This is a genomic window from Rummeliibacillus sp. NPDC094406, from assembly GCF_044763875.1.
In the GTDB taxonomy this organism is placed as follows: Bacteria; Bacillota; Bacilli; order Bacillales_A; family Planococcaceae; genus Rummeliibacillus.
Window position 1 is genome coordinate 1 of the sequence record NZ_JBIWGZ010000006.1, and the last position, 17,667, is coordinate 17,667.

The window sequence follows — 17,667 nt, forward strand, 5'->3', positions numbered from 1 at the left end:
TCAAACTCTCCATAAAAGTAAAGTTTGAAAGCTCATTAGCTTTGCTAGCGTATCATCTATAAGATGATATCTATTGTTTGTCCTTGTCACTAACATAAGTTAGTGATCAAAGTTTATTGATTAACGTCTTGCTTGTTCAGTTTTCAAGGTTCATATCTTGTCGTTGTTTTGACGACTTAAACATCTTATCATTTTATTTTTTCTTTGTCAATAACTTTTCTGAAAAAGTTTTTTGAAGAAAAAAAGATGAGATATTAGTTTTTCAATCACGTCTTAGCGACATGTATTACTATACCTCATCTATTTTAATAAATCAATAGTTTTTCTGAAATAATTTATTGATTTTTGATTCGTCGATCACAAAAAGTGTAATACCAACAATAACAATAACTCCTCCAATAACTTGGGTAGTAACTAAATGTTCGTTGAAAATGAAGTAAGCAAGAATCGATGCCCCTACAGGTTCAAATAAAATGGCTATTGAAATTACATTAGCTGAAACCCATTTAAGCGCCCAATTAAATAAATTATGTCCCAAAAGATTTGGTACAATCGCTAATAATAAAAACCATATCCAATCCATCCTAGGATATGGACCAAACGATTCTCCTTTGAAAAGGATATAAAAGAACAGTGTAATGGTGCTCGCTGTATAAACAATGATTGTATATGTAGTCAGAGATACCCTTTTTCTAACTTCTTGTCCAAATAACATATAACCTGTTACTAATGCACATGCGATTAGAGCTAGCATATCTCCATAGAATGCTAATCCCCCCACTTTAAAATCGCCCCAGCTAATTAATACACTACCAGCAATTGCAACGATTCCTGAGAAGACGGTTTTAAAAGCAATCGGTTCTTTAAAGAAAACAAATGTACCAATAATAGCGAATAACGGCTGCAATGTTACAAGAACTGTTGAACTAGCTACGGAAGTATAGCGTAAGGACTCAAACCATAATATAAAATGAAAGGCTAAGAATATCCCTGCAATAATAGAAAAAATCCAATCTTTCTTTTCAATATCAATAAGTTCTTTTCGATAATAAATTAAAAAAGTTGGTGCCATCAATAACACCGAAAACAACATTCTATAAAATGCAATCACGCCGGAATCTGCTTCTACTAATTTCACTAAAATAGCGGATGTCGAAACAGAAATGACCCCGATTAATATTGCAATTAACGGATGAATTTTTGGCTTATCCACCCTTTCACCTCCAAAATACGTGTAGCACATTTTCCCATGATAATTGTACAATAGGATCATGTTGTCTTTCATTTTGACACTTTAATTTTTTCGGCGCAAGCTGAATTTCGGGAGGAGGAGATTATCATCAATACTATAGTTGAAAATTCACTTACATATGAAACCATTTTTAAGCTTATTATTGCCGCACTTTTAAGTTTAGGTATTGGTATTGAACGGGAACTAAAAAGAAAGCCCGTCGGTTTAAAGACAAGTCTCGTCATTGCTACTTTTAGTTGTCTATTGACGATTATTTCAATCGAATCCGTTTTTCACGCAAAACCTGTTCCCGGCATTACCATATCCATGGATCCTCTGCGTCTAGCAGCTCAAATAGTCAGCGGCATCGGTTTTTTGGGAGCTGGTGTCATTCTTAGGAAAGGTAATGATAGTATAAGCGGACTAACGACTGCTGCAATGATTTGGGGAGCAGCAGGAATTGGAATTGCAGTCGGTGCCGGCTTTTATCTTCAGGCAATTACCACTGTTATCCTAGTACTTATTGGTGTAGAAGTAATTGCCCCTCTCTTTTTTAAAATGGGACCGAAACGCCTTCGGACAAAAGATGTTTCACTTATGCTCTACTTAAAAGATGCAAACGATATAAAAAATATATTAAAATATCTTAACAGTCACCATATGGAAGTGGATCATATTCGTATAAAGGATGTTCGATTGTCAAACAATGAAATACACCATCAAGTAAATCTTCGTTTTTCAGCAGTATCGAAACAACTAGATACAATTTCTTTATATAATGAGATAAAAAAACTTCCTTATACAGAAGAAGTGGAAATCGAAATATTGTCTTAAAGGGGTTAAATGATGAAAGATTTATGGAAACTTTTAAAGCACGGAAATAAACCTTCCCTGCTCGCAGCTTTTGTTAACTTATTTTTAGGAATCATTAAAGCTGTTGCATTCTTTTTTACAGGGAATGTCGCAATGTTCGCAGAAATGATGCACTCTTTGGGCGATGCAGCTAATCAGTTCTTTGTCTATGTTGGTTCTGCTCTATCAAAAAAAGCACCAACTCGCCAGTTCCCGAAAGGATTCGGACGTGTCGTTAACTTAGTATGTTTAGGTGCTGTCCTTATTGTTGGAATTTTATCTTACGAGACAATCGTAGAAGGATGGCATCAAATTCAACATCCAGTGGAATCCTCTAAAATGTGGATTAGTTTATCAGTATTAGCAGTCGGAATTATCATGGAAGGTTCTGTATTATTAAAAGCTGCCTTAGAAATTTCCCATGATGCAGGGTTGAAAGCAAATCCGATTACAGCCCTACCAATAGCATTTACACATTTAGGTAGTGCAAAACCAGCTACAAAATTAGTATTTATGGAAGACTTAGTTGCAACATCTGGTGGTGTTCTAGCTTTTTTAGCGGTTCTAATCTCTCATTTCACAGGATTTTTACAGGCTGAAGGTATCGCTTCCATTCTTATCGGAGTAATGATGTTCTATGTAGTAGGTGTTGTATTTTTAGAAAATGCGCGTGGTGTAATAGGTGAAACAGATGAAGAAATGCTTAATCACATTGCACATTTAATTATGGATGATCCGAATATCCATGATATAAAAAAATTGGTCGTTCTAAAAGAAGGAGAATACCTTCATGTTGAACTAATCGCTGAGGTTGATCCGACATTAAGTTTTGCCTATGTAGATGACATTCGTGATCATCTAGTCGAGTTAATATCTGCACAAAAAAATGTATCAACAGTTCATATATCATTTGATGAAGATAATGGAGTTCCGGAATGGAATCATGTTAGTGATCGACCTGATGAATTAGGATAATAATGGTAAAATGCGAAGAGATGTTTAAACTCTTCGCATTTTTATTTTCTATTATTGAATGATTTTCAGTATAAAACCACAAACTAGTTATGGAGGTGATTCAATGAGTGGATTACAGAGATTTGCTCTCTGCGTACTTGTTATCGGGGGACTCAATTGGGGACTATTAGGTATTTTTCAATTCGACGTTGTTGCTACACTATTCCGTGATGGACAAGCAAGTTTTGGAGCTCGAACATTATACACAATCATTGGGATTGCAGGCCTTATTAGTTTGAGTACATTATTTACTCCTTATAGAGTACCGCACCGTATAGTGAAAAAGGATAATGTTCGTCCTTTGAAAAGTGTATAATACCCTTCTTCAAAGACTAGCTTTTTTAAGTTTAACGAGAAAGTGCAACAATAAAAACCGGAGAACAAAATTTCAATTGTTCTCCGGTTTTTTTATTTGCTATACCCAACCTCTGAAACGAGATGCTTCAGCAGTTTTACGAACCCCAACCATATAAGCAGCTAAACGCATATCAATATTGCGAGTTGTTGCTACATTGTAGACATTGTCGAAGGCTTCTACCATTTTCTTCAACAATTTTTCATTTACTTCATCTTCTGACCAATAGTAACCTTGGTTATTTTGAACCCATTCGAAATAAGAAACTGTAACGCCACCAGCACTCGCTAGTACGTCTGGTACCAATAAGACACCGCGGTCATAAAGGATTTTAGTAGCTTCTGATGTAGTCGGACCATTAGCCGCTTCTACTACAATTTTCGCACGAATATTATGTGCGTTTTCTGCAGTGATTTGATTTTCAATCGCAGCTGGAACAAGAATATCACAATCTAGCTCAAGTAACTCTTGGTTTGAAATCGTATTTTCAAACAATGTTGTCACTGTGCCGAAGCTATCACGGCGATCTAGTAGATAATCGATATCCAAGCCATCTGGATCATGTAATGCGCCATAAGCGTCCGAAATACCGATTACTTTTGCACCTAAATCATTCATAAATTTAGCTAAGAAGCTTCCTGCATTACCGAAACCTTGGATAACAACACGTGCACCTTTAATATCAATATTGCGACGTTTAGCTGCTTCTTCTATAATAATTGTTACACCTTGAGCAGTTGCACGGTCACGACCTTGCGAACCACCAAGAACGATTGGTTTTCCTGTGATGAAACCTGGTGAGTTGAATTCGTCAATACGACTGTATTCATCCATCATCCAAGCCATAATTTGAGAGTTTGTGAAAACATCAGGAGCTGGAATATCTTTTGTTGGTCCAACAATTTGACTAGTTGCACGAACATATCCACGACTTAAACGTTCAACTTCTCCCATTGACATTTGACGTGGGTCACAAATGACACCGCCTTTACCGCCACCATACGGTAGATCAACGATACCTGCTTTTAAAGTCATCCACATAGATAAAGCTTTTACTTCTTCCTCTGAAACTTGAGGGTGGAAGCGAACGCCACCTTTAGTAGGTCCTACAGCATCATTATGTTGCGCACGGTAACCTGTAAATACTTTTACAGAACCATCATCCATTTTCACTGGAATACGTACTTCCAACATACGAAGCGGTTCTTTTAAAAGTTCATACATTGCTTCGTCATAGCCAAGTTTTTGAAGAGCTACCTTTATAACAGCTTGAGTAGATGTAAACAGGTTTAGATTTTCTGCCATTTGATTTTTTCGCCTCTTTTATTTTTAATAGTGGTTAAAAATAGTACTAAGTGCAAACATTGTAACATAGTTCAACGACTATGTTGACTATTTATATTTATTTTTTAAAGACTTCACGAATTTTATCCAATGCCCAGTCCAATTCTTCTTTTGAAATGATTAATGGAGGAGCAAATCGGATAACTGTATCATGTGTTTCTTTACATAATAAACCATATTCCATCAACTTTTCACAGAAAGGACGAGCTTCTGTATTTAGTTCCATTCCGATAAACAATCCACGACCTCGTACTTCTTTAATCGCTTCGTTCTCAATTTTATTTAATTCGTCTACGAAATATTGACCTAGTTCCAATGAACGTTCTGCAAGTTTTTCATCGCGTAATACATTTAATGATGCAATCGATACTGCACATGCCATCGGATTACCACCAAATGTTGAACCATGAGAACCAGGGTTGAAAACGCCAAGAATATCTCTACTTGATACAACACATGAAATTGGGAATACTCCACCACCTAGAGCTTTTCCTAAGATATACATATCAGGATCTACATCTTCCCATTCACAAGCAAACATTTTCCCAGTACGAGCAAGACCTGCTTGAATTTCATCAGCTATGAATAAGACATTATTTTCGCGACAAAGCTCACGAGCTGCTTTTAAATATCCAGCTGGTGGAATAACGATTCCCGCTTCTCCTTGAATTGGTTCAACGATGAATGCCGCTGTATTTGGTGTTATAGCAGCTTTTAATGCTTCTAAATCACCATAATCTACAAGTTTGATACCTGGCAGTAACGGTCCAAATCCACGACGGTATTCAGGGTCGGAAGTCAATGAAACCGCTAACATTGTACGACCATGAAAGTTTCCGTTACAAGCAATTACTTCAGCTTTACCATCTTCTACACCTTTAATATCATATGCCCAACGACGAGCAGCTTTAAAGGCTGTTTCAACGGCTTCAGCACCTGTATTCATAGGTAGAACCATTTCTTTTCCTGTAAATTCACTTACTAATTCATACCATGGTCCAAGTTGATCACTATGGAATGCACGCGAAGCCAACGTTACTCGATCAGCTTGATCTTTTAATGCTTGAATAATTTTAGGATGACGGTGACCTTGGTTTACAGCAGAATAGGCAGATAGCATATCCATATATTTATTTCCTTCTGGGTCTTTCACCCAAACGCCTTCAGCTTCAGAAATAACGATTGGAAGTGGCAAATAGTTTTTTGCACCATATTCATTTGTTTGAGCGATAATTTTTTCAGAACCTGTTAATACCATTTAAATTTCCCCCTTAAAATACCCTTCATTTATACAACTCTTCTATTCTTCGCAATTAATTTTCAATAGTAAGCAGACAAAAACAGTCCCCTCTTTGCCTGCTTATTGAAATAGTAATCTATTAAAGCGTTTCTGAAATTGATTTAGATTGCATGTGTAATGTTAAGAAGTCTGGGCCACCCGCTTTAGAACAAGTACCTGACATGTTGTATCCACCGAATGGTTGGTAGCCTACAATTGCACCTGTACAGCCACGGTTAAAGTAAAGATTTCCTACGAAGAATTCCTCGCGAGCTTTTTCGATATGATCTCGGTTTGTAGAGATGACTGCACCTGTTAAACCGTATTCTGTATTATTTGCTACCTCGATCGCTTCATCGAAATCTTTTGCTTTTGAAATCGCAACAATTGGGCCGAAGATTTCTTCTTGCATTAAACGAGCATCATGAGCAACATCCGCAACTACTGTTGGTTTTACAAAGTAACCCACTGAATCATCAGCAGTACCACCAGCTACGATACGTCCTTCCTTATTTGCAACTTCAAAGTAGCTTGTTACTTTATTGAATGCTGCTGCATCAATAACTGTTGCCATAAAGTTATTGAAATCGGCAGGATCACCAACTGTTAAAGCATTGGTCAGCTCAACTACACGATCAACAACTTGTTCATAAACATCTTCTACGATAACTGCACGTGAACATGCTGAACATTTTTGACCACTGAAACCAAATGCTGATTTAACAATAGATTGAGCTGCTAATTCAAGATCTGCTTCTTTATCTACAACAATTGTGTCTTTACCGCCCATTTCAGCGATAACACGTTTAATCCAAATTTGTCCTTCGTTTTGAACAGATGCACGTTGATTGATACGAAGACCTACATCACGTGAACCTGTGAAACTTACAAAGCGAGTACGATGATGATCGACTAAGTAATCACCAACTTCTGAACCTGAACCTGGTATGTAGTTCACAACACCAGCTGGAAGACCTGCTTCTTCAAGAATCTCCATAAATTTATAAGCAATAATTGGAGTTGTTGAAGCTGGTTTTAATAATACTGTGTTCCCTGTTACCACTGCAGCAACTGCAGTACCTGCCATGATGGCAAATGGGAAGTTCCATGGAGAGATGACAACACCTACACCTAATGGAATGTATCCAAATTTATTATATTCACCTGGACGACTTTGAACTGGTTTACCGTCTTTAAGTTCAAGCATTTGACGACCATAGTATTCCAAGAAATCAATAGCTTCTGCTGTATCTGCATCTGCCTCAATCCATGGTTTACCAGCTTCCAAAGTCATAAGAGCTGACATTTCATGACGACGACGTTTTGTAATAGCTGCCGCTTTGAATAGAATATCTGCTCGTACTTCAGGTTTTACTTTGCTCCAAGTTTTAAATGTTTCATCAGCGATCTTCATTGCTTTTTCAGCAAGCTCTTGATTCGCTTTTGAAACAGTACCTACTACCTCTGTTTTTTTTGCAGGATTGTAAGATACAATTTTGTCTTCAGTTGTAATTTTTTCCCCACCAATAATCAATGGATAATCTTGACCAAGCTCACTTTGTACCTTTTTTAAAGCCTCTTGATATGCTTGACGATTTTCCTCTTTCGAAAAATCTGTTAATGGTTCTGTTGTGTACGAAATCATTTCTTATCCTCCCTTGTGATCAAAGCGCAAAAAATATTTGCATTCATTTGTCGTTTACACTTATAATAATGCAAAATATAATTGCATTTTTCAAGTAAAAGTTTTAAAAAAAATCTAAAAATTTTTCAGGTGATAAAAATGGATATGCATAAAGAGGAATTATTGCCGTTTTATGAATTTGCAACAGAACATGTTTCAGTAGGCATACATGCAGTTGATACAAACGGTAAAACAATTATTTATAATGAGAAAATGAGAGAAATTGAGGGGCTTCATTTAGCGGATATTCGTGATCGCTCGATATTGGAACTTTTCCAATTCGAAAAAGAAGATAGTACATTGCTGAAAGTATTACAAACAGCAGAACCAGTCCATAATGTAAAACAAACATATTGGAACCAGAATGGGCAAGAGATTACTACGATTAACGATACCTATCCAATAATAGAAAATAATAAACTTCTAGGTGCTATTGAAATCGCTAGAGATATTACTACGTTAGAAAAGCTTGTCTACCAGCCGCTACGTCGTTACGGAGAGCAAATTACTTTTAATACCATTACAGCAGTATCTGAACCAATGCGTGAAGTGATTGAAACTGCCAAAAAGGCTGCAGCTGCAAGACTCCCTGTCTTACTTATCGGGGAATCTGGTACAGGAAAGGATTTAATAGCAGAAGCCATTCATAACGCATCAACACCTGCAAATGAAAATTTCATCACCTATTTCTGTAACCGTTCAGATACTTCGATGATTGAACGTTTAAAAAAACAATTACAAATTAGTGATAGCAGTACTATTTTCTGTGAACGCATTGAATATTTATCACTTGAGTTACAACAAGATTGTCTTACATTGCTCGAAGAACATAGGCAAGATTCGCATTTATTTATCGCTAGTATAGGTGGAGATCCAATTGATTTGATTGGCTCAGGTGAATTATTGAAGGAGCTATACTATTTCTTTGCATCAGTTTCAATAATCGTACCTCCCCTTCGTAATCGAAGGGAAGATATTAAACCATTTATAAATGATTATTTAAAACGTTATGATAAGTTGTTCGGTAAAAGACTGAAAGGTATGTCCAAGGAAGTTGAACAATTATTTATGCAATATGATTGGCCAGGGAATTTAAAAGAATTAGAAATTTTACTTGATGATATGATGTCCATGGTGACTAACGAAGATTTGATTAACTATGACTTGTTACCACTTCACTTTAAATGGAAAGCGCAAGAGATTAATTCTTCAGAAAAAACCCCAGATTATTTTGTCGTTCAAAATGATAAAGAGCTTTTACCACTCGATGATTATTTGCGTGAGGCAGAAGAATATTATTTAAATAAAGTACTTGATATGTATGACCATAATATTACCAAAGCATCAGAAGCACTTGGGATGAGTCGTCAAAATTTACAGTATCGTATTCGTAAAATGAAAAAGTAAAGTGAAACTTCACTCATTGGGTTTTCTTCATGCTCTACTTTATATCCCTTGTCTTCACTTTAGACTTGAAGTGGGATCTTATTGACCGTTAATGGTGGTAAAACAAAAAGCTATTTCGCTTATTTTATGCGAAATAGCTTTTTGTTTATTACTTAATACCCGATTCTTCAATCCAATCACGTAATTTCACTTTTAGTGAGTTGAAGCCGACCGAATCACTTTCATCAACACGATCTTGAAGCGATTTGCGAGGTGTTAAGTCTTTTCGTTTCATTGGCGGACGTTCTTGCAGTGCACGGATTGATAAACTTATTTTTTTTGCATCTGCGTCAACTTCAAGTACCTTCACTTGAACTTCTTGACCAATGTTAATGAAATCAGTGATGCTTTTTACAAACCCGTACGTAATTTCCGAAATATGGACGAGACCTTGAGTTGTTTCATCCAATGCAACAAATGCGCCATATGGCTGGATACCAGTTACATTTCCTGTAAGCACATCTCCTACTTCATATTTTTTTGCCATTTGTCCTTCCTACTTTCCGTGACTTCTATATACATTTTTTCACGTAAATTATAGCATAGTCCTTTGAACTCGAGCAAAAAATCATAATATTAAATGCGAATGGCGCGATTGATCAACATCAAACTCTGATATACAGCTCGGAAAAATTAAAAATAAAATATTGCGATGAGCACTTGCTGTAATTGTGATAAGTGTGATTTTTCATATTTGTTACACAATTCCCATACAACCAAGTCGAATATTGTTGTAAAATAGAACAATCCTTATATAAAAGGAGGACGTAAATAGTGTCAAACAGGGATCAATTCGCGTCAAAAATAGGCTTTATATTAGCCGCGGCAGGCAGCGCTATTGGATTAGGCGCTATCTGGAAGTTCCCATATATGGCGGGTACTAACGGTGGTAGTGTATTTATATTACTTTTTATTCTATGTACGTTAATCATTGGTCTGCCTATACTGGTAGCTGAATTTATGATTGGACGACGTGGACAAACAGATGCCGTAAACTCATTTAAAAAACAAGCACCTGGTACTGCATGGTTCTTAACAGGATGGGCAGGCTTCATCTTTTAATCGATTATCTTATCTTTTTACAGTGTTGTTGGTGGTTGGATTTTAAGCTATATTGTGCGAGCAATCACATTTAATCTAACAAGTAATAGTCAAGATTATTATGGTGAGCTTTTCACTTCGCTTACAAAAAGCCCTTGGGAAGTAGTTATTGCACAAGGAGCATTTATGTTTCTTACTGTGTGGATTGTCCAAGGGGGTGTAAAGAATGGTATTGAAAAAGCAAGTAAATGGATGATGCCTATACTTTTCGTCTTCTTTATCGTACTTGCTATTCGTTCTCTAACCTTAGATGGAGCGATGGAAGGTATTAAATTCATGTTCGTACCAGATTGGTCTTATTTGAATGGTAAAACATTCTTATTAGCAATGGGACAAGCATTCTTCTCATTAAGTATTGGTGTTGCTGCTATGATGACATATGCATCTTATTTATCAAAAGAAGAAAAAATTGTCGGTTCTGCATTTAATGTTGCTTGGTTGAATATCGGGATTTCACTTCTTGCAGGTCTTGTTATTTTCCCTGCCGTCTTTGCATTAGGTTTTACACCCAATCAAGGTCCAGGTCTTGTATTCATTGTCTTGCCAGCGGTTTTTCAACATATTCCATTCGGTTCATTCTTTATGATTATTTTCTTTATCTTATTGTTATTTGCAACTGTAACATCTGCAATTGCAATGTTAGAAATTGTTGTTGCTACAGCTATGGGTAACAAATACAACGAACGCAAGAAATACTCTTGGTTATGCGGTTTAGGCATTTTCATCATCGGAATCCCAAGTGCTTTATCATTCGGTGTACTCTCCAAAGTACAAATTCTAGGGAAATCCATTTTTGATTTTGCTGATTTTATCACAAGTAATGTAGGTATGCTACTTGGCGCAATTCTAGTTTCTATTTTTGCTAGCTACAAAATTTCAAAGGTTGATGCTTCAAATGAATTAGCAACAAAACCTTGGCTATTCATCACTTGGCGAATTCTCGTACGTTATATCGCGCCAATTGCTATCATTATTGTATTTATCCAAGGTATGTATGCGAACTTTTTCAAATAAATCAATTTCACAATGCAAAATTCATATAAAATATACGAACATTTAATGATATCCAATTTTGTTCAGTGTGGAGCGAAACATCCAAATCTGAATATATGGAATTAATTCAAAAAATAAAATTTTCTCACTTTTGTCACTGATACTTAATTTTTCTACTTTAAAACGTGTTATAATAGATTTCACATAAATACGAAAATTAAGAGGGGTGCTTTATTTATGATGAAAGAGAATCTTCATACACAATTAGGCTTGTTACGTAAAGAACGTAATCTTACATTAGATGAGTTATCATTAAAAACTCGAGTAGGTGTTGAAAAACTAGCACACTACGAATCTGGTGAAGAAATACCTTCTGAACAGACATTATTAAGGCTATCGAATGCCCTTGAAGTACCAGTCTCCAACTTATTGGATGGTTTAGAAAAGAAATAACAATTTACTTAATAGAAAAGCCTATCCTTAAAACTAGTAAAATGTTTTAAAGATAGGCTTTTCACTTTTATTCAATGATTATAGCAAGATCATATTTAATATAGATTTTTATAAAATGCATTTTGCTTCGAATTTTATGGCTAAAAGTTTATACGATATATTAATACATTCTTCAATTGGGATCCATTGTTCAAAGGATTGTTCATAAACCCCTTGAATTACTTTTCCTAATACTGAAGGATCATCAATATTTTGCAGTGCCGCAACTACATCTGCAGCTTCTGTATCATAAGTAAAATCATCCATCCCAAATGGATTCCAATCTTCTAAAGTGTGTATGGCTTTTCTATTCATTTCAATATTTTTCATCGAATTTCACCTAATTTACTTTTCTATGATACTGGTTATGATAACATAATTGTAAAAAAAGAAAAGAGGGATATGCTTGAACAGTTTAGATCGACTAGAAAATAGAACTCAAACAAACTCTATTAAATGGGATAAAATTGCCTCCATTTATCAATTAGAAGATGCATCAGATATACTTCCAATGTGGATTGCTGATATGGATTTTTCCGTACCTGACGTACTAATTAATGCGCTCAAAAAGCGCCTTGATCATCCTGTATTTGGCTATACTTTCGAAAGTGATGATTGTACGAAAGCATTTACTTCTTGGGTAGAAAGGCGCCATAGCCTGCATATCGAACCAAAATGGGTTCTTTATCATCAAGGTGTCGTGCCGGCCATTGCTTCAATCGTTGAAACATTCACATCAGAAAATGATGCTGTACTTGTCACACCTCCAGTTTATCCACCATTCTTTTATGTGCCAAAACAATTAAACCGTACAGTGAAAGAGTGCCCATTAGTTGAAAGAGATGGAATCTATACTTTTGACTTTGTAAAATTTGATGAAATATCTTCAGCTAAAGACGTCAAATTATTTATTTTATGCCATCCTCATAACCCTGGTGGTATTGAATGGTCTGAAGAAGATTTACTAAAAATCATTCGTATTTGCGTTAAAAACGATGTTCTTATATTATCCGATGAAATTCATGCAGACTTGATGTTAGATGGAAATAAACACACACCACTCGCAAAAATTGCTGGCGATTTACAAAATCATATTATTACATGTATGGCTCCTACAAAAACATTTAATATAGCAGGTATTCAAGCCGCTATGATGATTGTTCCAGATAATCAAAAGCGAAGCACATTAAAAAAGAATGCGGTTATGCATGCTCAAATGGGATTAAACATTTTCGCTACCACGGCTGTAGAGGCTGTCTATTCTACTGAAGGTGAGAAATGGCTAGATGAACTCTTACCATACATCTCGACAAATATGGACTTAGTCATTGAAAAGTTAACTGCTGCAATACCAGAAATCAAAATTCATAAATCTCAAGCTACCTACTTGTTATGGATTGATTACCGCAATACCGGACTTGAAGAGGATGAAGTGATGGAACGCTTACTTACACTTGGAAAATTAGCGTTAGAACCAGGAACGAAATTTGGCGAACAAGGAAGAGGCTTCTTACGTATGAACGTTAGTTGTCCAAGAGAAACAGTCCTAGATGGCATCCACCGTTTTATAAAAGCTTTTGAAAAGTAAAAAAATCCTGTACTAGTTTCTAATAGCTAGTACAGGATTTTTTCATTTAGTGTTGATTTGAAGAAGACTGTTTTTCTTTTAAGATTTTTTCTTCTAATTCTCTAGTCTTTTCTAAGTCTTTTCTTGCTTTTTTTCTAAATAAATTAAAAACAAGGATACATAAAATAAGAATAATTGCCATCTCGATTACTGCAGGAATATATTCTGATTTATTTTCAGGAAAATATAGGAACTCGTTTAAAATCCAAAGATTCATGATAAATCCGTCTCCTTATTATTTTTCGATAACTTTAATCGATTTAATCACAACGTCTTCTACTGGTTTGTCTTGGAAACCTTTTTCAACATTAGCGATTTCATCAACAATATTCATACCTTCTACTACATGACCGAATACAGTGTGTTTTCCATCTAACCATGGAGTACCACCATTTTCTTTATAAGCATTGATTACTTCTTCTGGGAAGCCAGCATCTTGCATTTGGCCAATCATATTGGCAGGAACTTCTGACATTTGTACGATAAAGAATTGGCTACCGTTTGTGTTAGGACCAGCATTTGCCATTGAAAGAGCACCACGAAGGTTCATAAGTTCAGGAGCAAATTCATCCTCGAATGAATGACCATAAATACTTTCGCCGCCCATACCTGTTCCAGTTGGGTCGCCACCTTGAATCATGAAGTCTTTGATAACACGGTGGAAGATAATTCCTTCGTAATATCCATTTTTAGCATGAGTTAAAAAGTTTTCTACTGTTTTTGGTGCTTGTTCAGGGAATAATTTAATTTTGATGGCACCTAAAGTTGTGTTCATTTCTACTAATACTTCGTTTTCTGCTACTTCAGTTGTAAATTGTGGGTACATAATTGCATCTCCTTTTAAAAAAAATATTTGGTTTATCCAGAATTCCAGAAAAGTGATCGTATCACTTCCAATAAATACTCCACACTCTTCGCATAAATTCTTTCTTTTTTACTATATCCTGTCCTAGTCTAACATAAATACAAGTATTTTTCAGTCTACAACATTGAACTTCATCTTTTAGACATTTTATTTCATAAACAGTCTTATCAAAATCTCACTTCTTTTGTCCATCTCTTATTAGAAATGTGCTATTCTGTTAAATGGTAATGTAAAAATTCCATTTCTATACATAGAATTAAAGAGGAGGATATTTTTGAGAAAAGTAGTAGGCAGTCTTATTATTATTTGCAGTCTTCCTCTGCTATTTTTTCTTTTTGAGAAAGTTTCAACTGAAATACAAACGGCGAAAGCCTTTGATAAACAGTTTACAGCGAATATTCAATTAGATGCACCTAATGCGCTCATCCCTACTATTCTCAAGGATCGTAATAATAAGGTCTTTTCAGAAGAGTACACAGAGTGGAGACAGCCACTAGGACTTGCCGATATCCCTGAATTTGTACAGCAACTATTTATCACTAGTGAAGACACGAACTTTTATCAACATATAGGCTTTGATTTGACTGGGATTGCTCGTGCCGTTATGGCAAATAGATCTAGCGGTGAAGCTTCACAAGGTGGTAGTACAATCACACAGCAGCTTGTTCGTATGCGTTATTTGTCTCAAGAAAAAACATATGAACGAAAAATGCTCGAAATTTTTTATGCTTACGAACTTGAACGGAAGACCACAAAAGATGAAATTTTGAACATGTATTTAAACGAAATGTATTTTGGTAATGGTGCTTATGGTGTCAATGGTGCTGCAACTTACTATTTCAATAAACCAGTCTACAAATTGTCTAAAGCACAAATGGCATTTATAGCAGCAATTCCAAATAACCCATCGCTATATGACCCATTAAGACATTTCAAAAATACAAAAAAAAGACAAGAGCGTCTACTAGATAAATTAGTAGAAAAAAATGTTTTGTCAAAAAATGAAGCTGAAAAAATAAAAAAAGAAAAAATAGTTATCACGTTGAAGGAGAAAAAGCAATTATACCCAGCTTATAGCACTTATGTGATGAATGAATTCCGTTCACTTATTGCTACAAAAGAAGGATATAAAGAACAGTTACAGGCTGCAAAAACGTCTCAACAAAGAAAAGCAATTAATACAAAACTTTCGAAACGTGTCAATAAGCTTTTAAATCAAGGCCTAACAATCGAAACAGCATTGTCACCTTCCAAGGAATTTGCTGATACAGAAAATATTAATCAGATTTTGGGAAATCACGGTGATTTACAAGCTTCTGCTGTTGTTATTGACAATACTAATCGTGAAATCATTAGTATTTATGCAGGTAAAGGATATAAAAAATATGATTTTAACAGAGCTTTCCAAGGCGCTCGCCAACCCGGTTCAGCCTTTAAACCGTTAATCGATTATGCTCCTTATTTTGAAGAGACAAATGCCACTCCAAATACATATGTCAGCGGTGCTCTTTTCTGTATAGGAAATTATTGTCCTCAAAACTACGGGGGGCAAGTGCTTGGAAATGTAACAATCCAACAGGGTTTCCGAAATAGTTATAATACAGTCGCTATGCGATTGTTCCATCAAATCGGTGTAAAAAAGGCTTTTTCTTACTTAAAACCCTTTCAATTTGATTCGTTGACGAAACAAGATCGCGTCTATTCTGCAGCAATTGGTGGGTTAACTCATGGAGTAACGACAGCAGAATTAGCAGACGCTTATACAAGTTTTATCGATGGCGAATATCAACCTGCACATACAATACGAAGTGTAAAAGATAGTAATGGCAATGTACTTTACAAATGGGATAACAAATCAAAACAAGTTTGGTCGCCAAGTACTGTGTCTGATATACGATTCTTAATGTCAGATGTTGTTCAACATGGTACGGGTGTAGGGATTCATGTGAATGCTCCTTATGTAGGTGCTAAAACAGGAACAACCAATGATTATCGAGATTTCTGGCTTGCAGGATTAACTAACCGATATACATCTGCTGTATGGGTCGGCTATGATCGACCTCAAAATATGGAAGCCCTTGAAAATGAGAAAATTCATCATCGTATTTTCTCAAGCATTATGAGTAACTAACAAAGAGCTATTCGAAATGATCTTCACTTCGAATAGCTCTTTTTCTAAACAACTACAAACGCTAACTTTGCTTTGCTCTGTTCTATTAAGAAAATGGTAAGCTAGAGACAATGCCGTTATAAAGTTTAAATACGACATAAATAATTAATGTAAAAAAGACAAACCATATTACAATTTCAAAAAGCATAACACCAACTGTAGCGTTAAATGTCATATAATTACTTAATTTATATATAACATATACAAAATAAATAAAAGTTGTAGCAATAAAAATAGCTAATAAAATCCAGAACGATTGAATTCCAATAGCTGAAGCTAGAGAACCGAAGAAGAAGATAACATTCCCTCCACGAGCTTCATGAACTGTTTTTCCATCTAAGTCTTTTGAGAAAAAGAGCATCGCAAGTTCATGAATCGTTTCTCCGATAAGTTTTAATGCTGAGAATAACATGAAATAGCATAATGCAAATACAACTAATAGAAATATCCGCATTTGTATTTCAGATAAAAATTCACGCATTCCCGTATAAACACCAACAGATTTGAATAATACAATGGATTCTGTCACAGTAAATAAACCGAATGTTAAACTAAATAAAATAATCGTGATTAATGGCAAATATCCGTAGACATATGGATTTTTCATACTTAAATTCCTCTTTTTTATTATTTATTTCCTATACAATAATAGCTAAAAACGCCTTACTCTATCAAGGGGAATCAAGTAATATAATACTTAATTAGAGAAGATTGGATTTATTATTACCAGATCTTTTCCTGCATGACTATGAGAAACCTCTCTGAATTAACATCGAACGAAGGAAAATGCAAATGCATTTTCGTGGAGTCACCTCTTTCGCTCCATTAAAAATACTCTAAAGATGGGGTAAAAAAGAGTTCAATCAAAAGTAAACTGTTTGAATTTAGAATGATGAAATTGATTCAAACTAAATGAGAAACCAAAAAAACTTTTACCTACTAATTTTATGTAGGCAAAAGCTTTTTTTATTACCAGTAAGGTTTATATGGTGGATAATATGGTGGATAATATGGTGGACAGCAAAATGACTGATACGGTGGATACGGTGGATAATTTGGACGAATTGATGATCCGACTAGTCCTCCTAAAAAGCCGCCAAAGAATGGTCCTCCTATTGTCCACAACCCACCACCAAATGGAAATGGTCTAAAATAAGGTCGCATTTTCATCCTCCTCTCGCTCTATCATATGTAGAGCATAAGAGAAAGAATAG

General features: G+C 35.4%; 17 protein-coding genes and 1 pseudogene. 8 read left to right on the plus strand and 10 right to left on the minus strand.

The genetic code is table 11. From position 1 onward, the window contains the following. Positions 1-313: 313 nt before the first annotated feature. Positions 314-1,213, minus strand: coding sequence for a DMT family transporter (locus ACIQ4I_RS15215; RefSeq protein ID WP_403097448.1), 900 nt, complete (start codon positions 1,211-1,213; stop codon positions 314-316). 126 nt (positions 1,214-1,339) lie between these two features. On the opposite strand from ACIQ4I_RS15215, the gene ACIQ4I_RS15220 reads away from it, so the two are divergent. The 3 genes from ACIQ4I_RS15220 to ACIQ4I_RS15230 all read left to right on the plus strand — a co-directional run bounded on the left by ACIQ4I_RS15220 (position 1,340) and on the right by ACIQ4I_RS15230 (position 3,413). Next, positions 1,340-2,065: an MgtC/SapB family protein gene (locus ACIQ4I_RS15220; protein ID WP_403097990.1), complete on the plus strand. Its 726-nt coding sequence runs from the start codon at positions 1,340-1,342 to the stop codon at positions 2,063-2,065. A gap of 12 nt (positions 2,066-2,077) precedes the next feature. Then, positions 2,078-3,058, plus strand: a complete 981-nt coding sequence (locus tag ACIQ4I_RS15225; RefSeq protein WP_403097451.1) for a cation diffusion facilitator family transporter — start codon at positions 2,078-2,080, stop codon at positions 3,056-3,058. Between the two features lie 103 nt (positions 3,059-3,161). Continuing rightward, on the plus strand, positions 3,162-3,413 hold the full coding sequence (locus tag ACIQ4I_RS15230; RefSeq protein ID WP_403097454.1) for a DUF378 domain-containing protein: 252 nt from the start codon (positions 3,162-3,164) through the stop codon (positions 3,411-3,413). Positions 3,414-3,512: 99 nt separating this feature from the next. Here the strand turns inward: ACIQ4I_RS15230 and ACIQ4I_RS15235 are convergent, their stop codons facing one another. From ACIQ4I_RS15235 to pruA, 3 genes are all read right to left on the minus strand, one after another. Beyond that, a complete protein-coding gene (locus ACIQ4I_RS15235) occupies positions 3,513-4,757 on the minus strand; it encodes a Glu/Leu/Phe/Val family dehydrogenase (RefSeq protein WP_403097455.1) in 1,245 nt (414 codons plus the stop codon). Between the two features lie 97 nt (positions 4,758-4,854). Further along, positions 4,855-6,054 (minus strand): ornithine--oxo-acid transaminase, encoded by a 1,200-nt coding sequence (locus ACIQ4I_RS15240; protein ID WP_403097458.1) that lies wholly within the window; start codon positions 6,052-6,054, stop codon positions 4,855-4,857. Between the two features lie 121 nt (positions 6,055-6,175). Then, positions 6,176-7,720 carry an L-glutamate gamma-semialdehyde dehydrogenase gene (gene pruA / locus ACIQ4I_RS15245; RefSeq protein WP_403097460.1) on the minus strand — a complete coding sequence of 515 codons (1,545 nt, stop codon included), beginning with the start codon at positions 7,718-7,720 and terminating at the stop codon, positions 6,176-6,178. Between the two features lie 138 nt (positions 7,721-7,858). Here pruA and ACIQ4I_RS15250 point away from each other — a divergent pair, with 138 nt between their 5' ends. Beyond that, the gene (locus tag ACIQ4I_RS15250) at positions 7,859-9,166 is read left to right on the plus strand and encodes an AAA-type ATPase lid domain-containing protein (RefSeq protein ID WP_403097463.1); all 1,308 of its coding nucleotides are present in this window, start codon (positions 7,859-7,861) and stop codon (positions 9,164-9,166) included. Positions 9,167-9,314: 148 nt separating this feature from the next. Here the strand turns inward: ACIQ4I_RS15250 and yugI are convergent, their stop codons facing one another. After that, positions 9,315-9,692, minus strand: coding sequence for a S1 domain-containing post-transcriptional regulator GSP13 (yugI, locus tag ACIQ4I_RS15255; protein ID WP_397539743.1), 378 nt, complete (start codon positions 9,690-9,692; stop codon positions 9,315-9,317). Between the two features lie 287 nt (positions 9,693-9,979). Here yugI and ACIQ4I_RS15260 point away from each other — a divergent pair. Both ACIQ4I_RS15260 and ACIQ4I_RS15265 read left to right on the plus strand, forming a co-directional pair. Beyond that, positions 9,980-11,320: pseudogene (locus ACIQ4I_RS15260) on the plus strand (sodium-dependent transporter). Positions 11,321-11,536: 216 nt separating this feature from the next. Continuing rightward, positions 11,537-11,752 (plus strand): helix-turn-helix domain-containing protein, encoded by a 216-nt coding sequence (locus ACIQ4I_RS15265; RefSeq protein WP_403097466.1) that lies wholly within the window; start codon positions 11,537-11,539, stop codon positions 11,750-11,752. A gap of 108 nt (positions 11,753-11,860) precedes the next feature. On the opposite strand, the gene ACIQ4I_RS15270 is transcribed toward ACIQ4I_RS15265, so the two are convergent. Continuing rightward, positions 11,861-12,121: a DUF1871 family protein gene (locus tag ACIQ4I_RS15270; protein ID WP_403097469.1), complete on the minus strand. Its 261-nt coding sequence runs from the start codon at positions 12,119-12,121 to the stop codon at positions 11,861-11,863. 76 nt (positions 12,122-12,197) lie between these two features. On the opposite strand from ACIQ4I_RS15270, the gene ACIQ4I_RS15275 reads away from it, so the two are divergent. Beyond that, positions 12,198-13,379, plus strand: a complete 1,182-nt coding sequence (locus tag ACIQ4I_RS15275; protein ID WP_403097472.1) for a MalY/PatB family protein — start codon at positions 12,198-12,200, stop codon at positions 13,377-13,379. 46 nt (positions 13,380-13,425) lie between these two features. On the opposite strand, the gene ACIQ4I_RS15280 is transcribed toward ACIQ4I_RS15275, so the two are convergent. Together ACIQ4I_RS15280 and ACIQ4I_RS15285 are read right to left on the minus strand one after the other, a co-directional pair. Beyond that, the gene (locus tag ACIQ4I_RS15280) at positions 13,426-13,635 is read right to left on the minus strand and encodes a hypothetical protein (protein ID WP_397539748.1); all 210 of its coding nucleotides are present in this window, start codon (positions 13,633-13,635) and stop codon (positions 13,426-13,428) included. An 18-nt stretch (positions 13,636-13,653) separates the two neighbouring features. After that, entirely contained in the window at positions 13,654-14,244 is a 591-nt protein-coding gene (locus ACIQ4I_RS15285; protein WP_403097475.1) for a peptidylprolyl isomerase, read from the minus strand. A 313-nt stretch (positions 14,245-14,557) separates the two neighbouring features. Here ACIQ4I_RS15285 and ACIQ4I_RS15290 point away from each other — a divergent pair, with 313 nt between their 5' ends. After that, positions 14,558-16,414 (plus strand): transglycosylase domain-containing protein, encoded by a 1,857-nt coding sequence (locus tag ACIQ4I_RS15290; protein ID WP_403097478.1) that lies wholly within the window; start codon positions 14,558-14,560, stop codon positions 16,412-16,414. 85 nt (positions 16,415-16,499) lie between these two features. Here ACIQ4I_RS15290 and ACIQ4I_RS15295 read toward each other — a convergent pair whose 3' ends face one another. Both ACIQ4I_RS15295 and ACIQ4I_RS15300 read right to left on the minus strand, forming a co-directional pair. Then, the gene (locus ACIQ4I_RS15295) at positions 16,500-17,060 is read right to left on the minus strand and encodes a DUF5366 family protein (RefSeq protein WP_403097481.1); all 561 of its coding nucleotides are present in this window, start codon (positions 17,058-17,060) and stop codon (positions 16,500-16,502) included. A 362-nt stretch (positions 17,061-17,422) separates the two neighbouring features. Continuing rightward, on the minus strand, positions 17,423-17,617 hold the full coding sequence (locus ACIQ4I_RS15300; protein ID WP_403097484.1) for a hypothetical protein: 195 nt from the start codon (positions 17,615-17,617) through the stop codon (positions 17,423-17,425). Between the last annotated feature and the right edge of the window lie 50 nt (positions 17,618-17,667).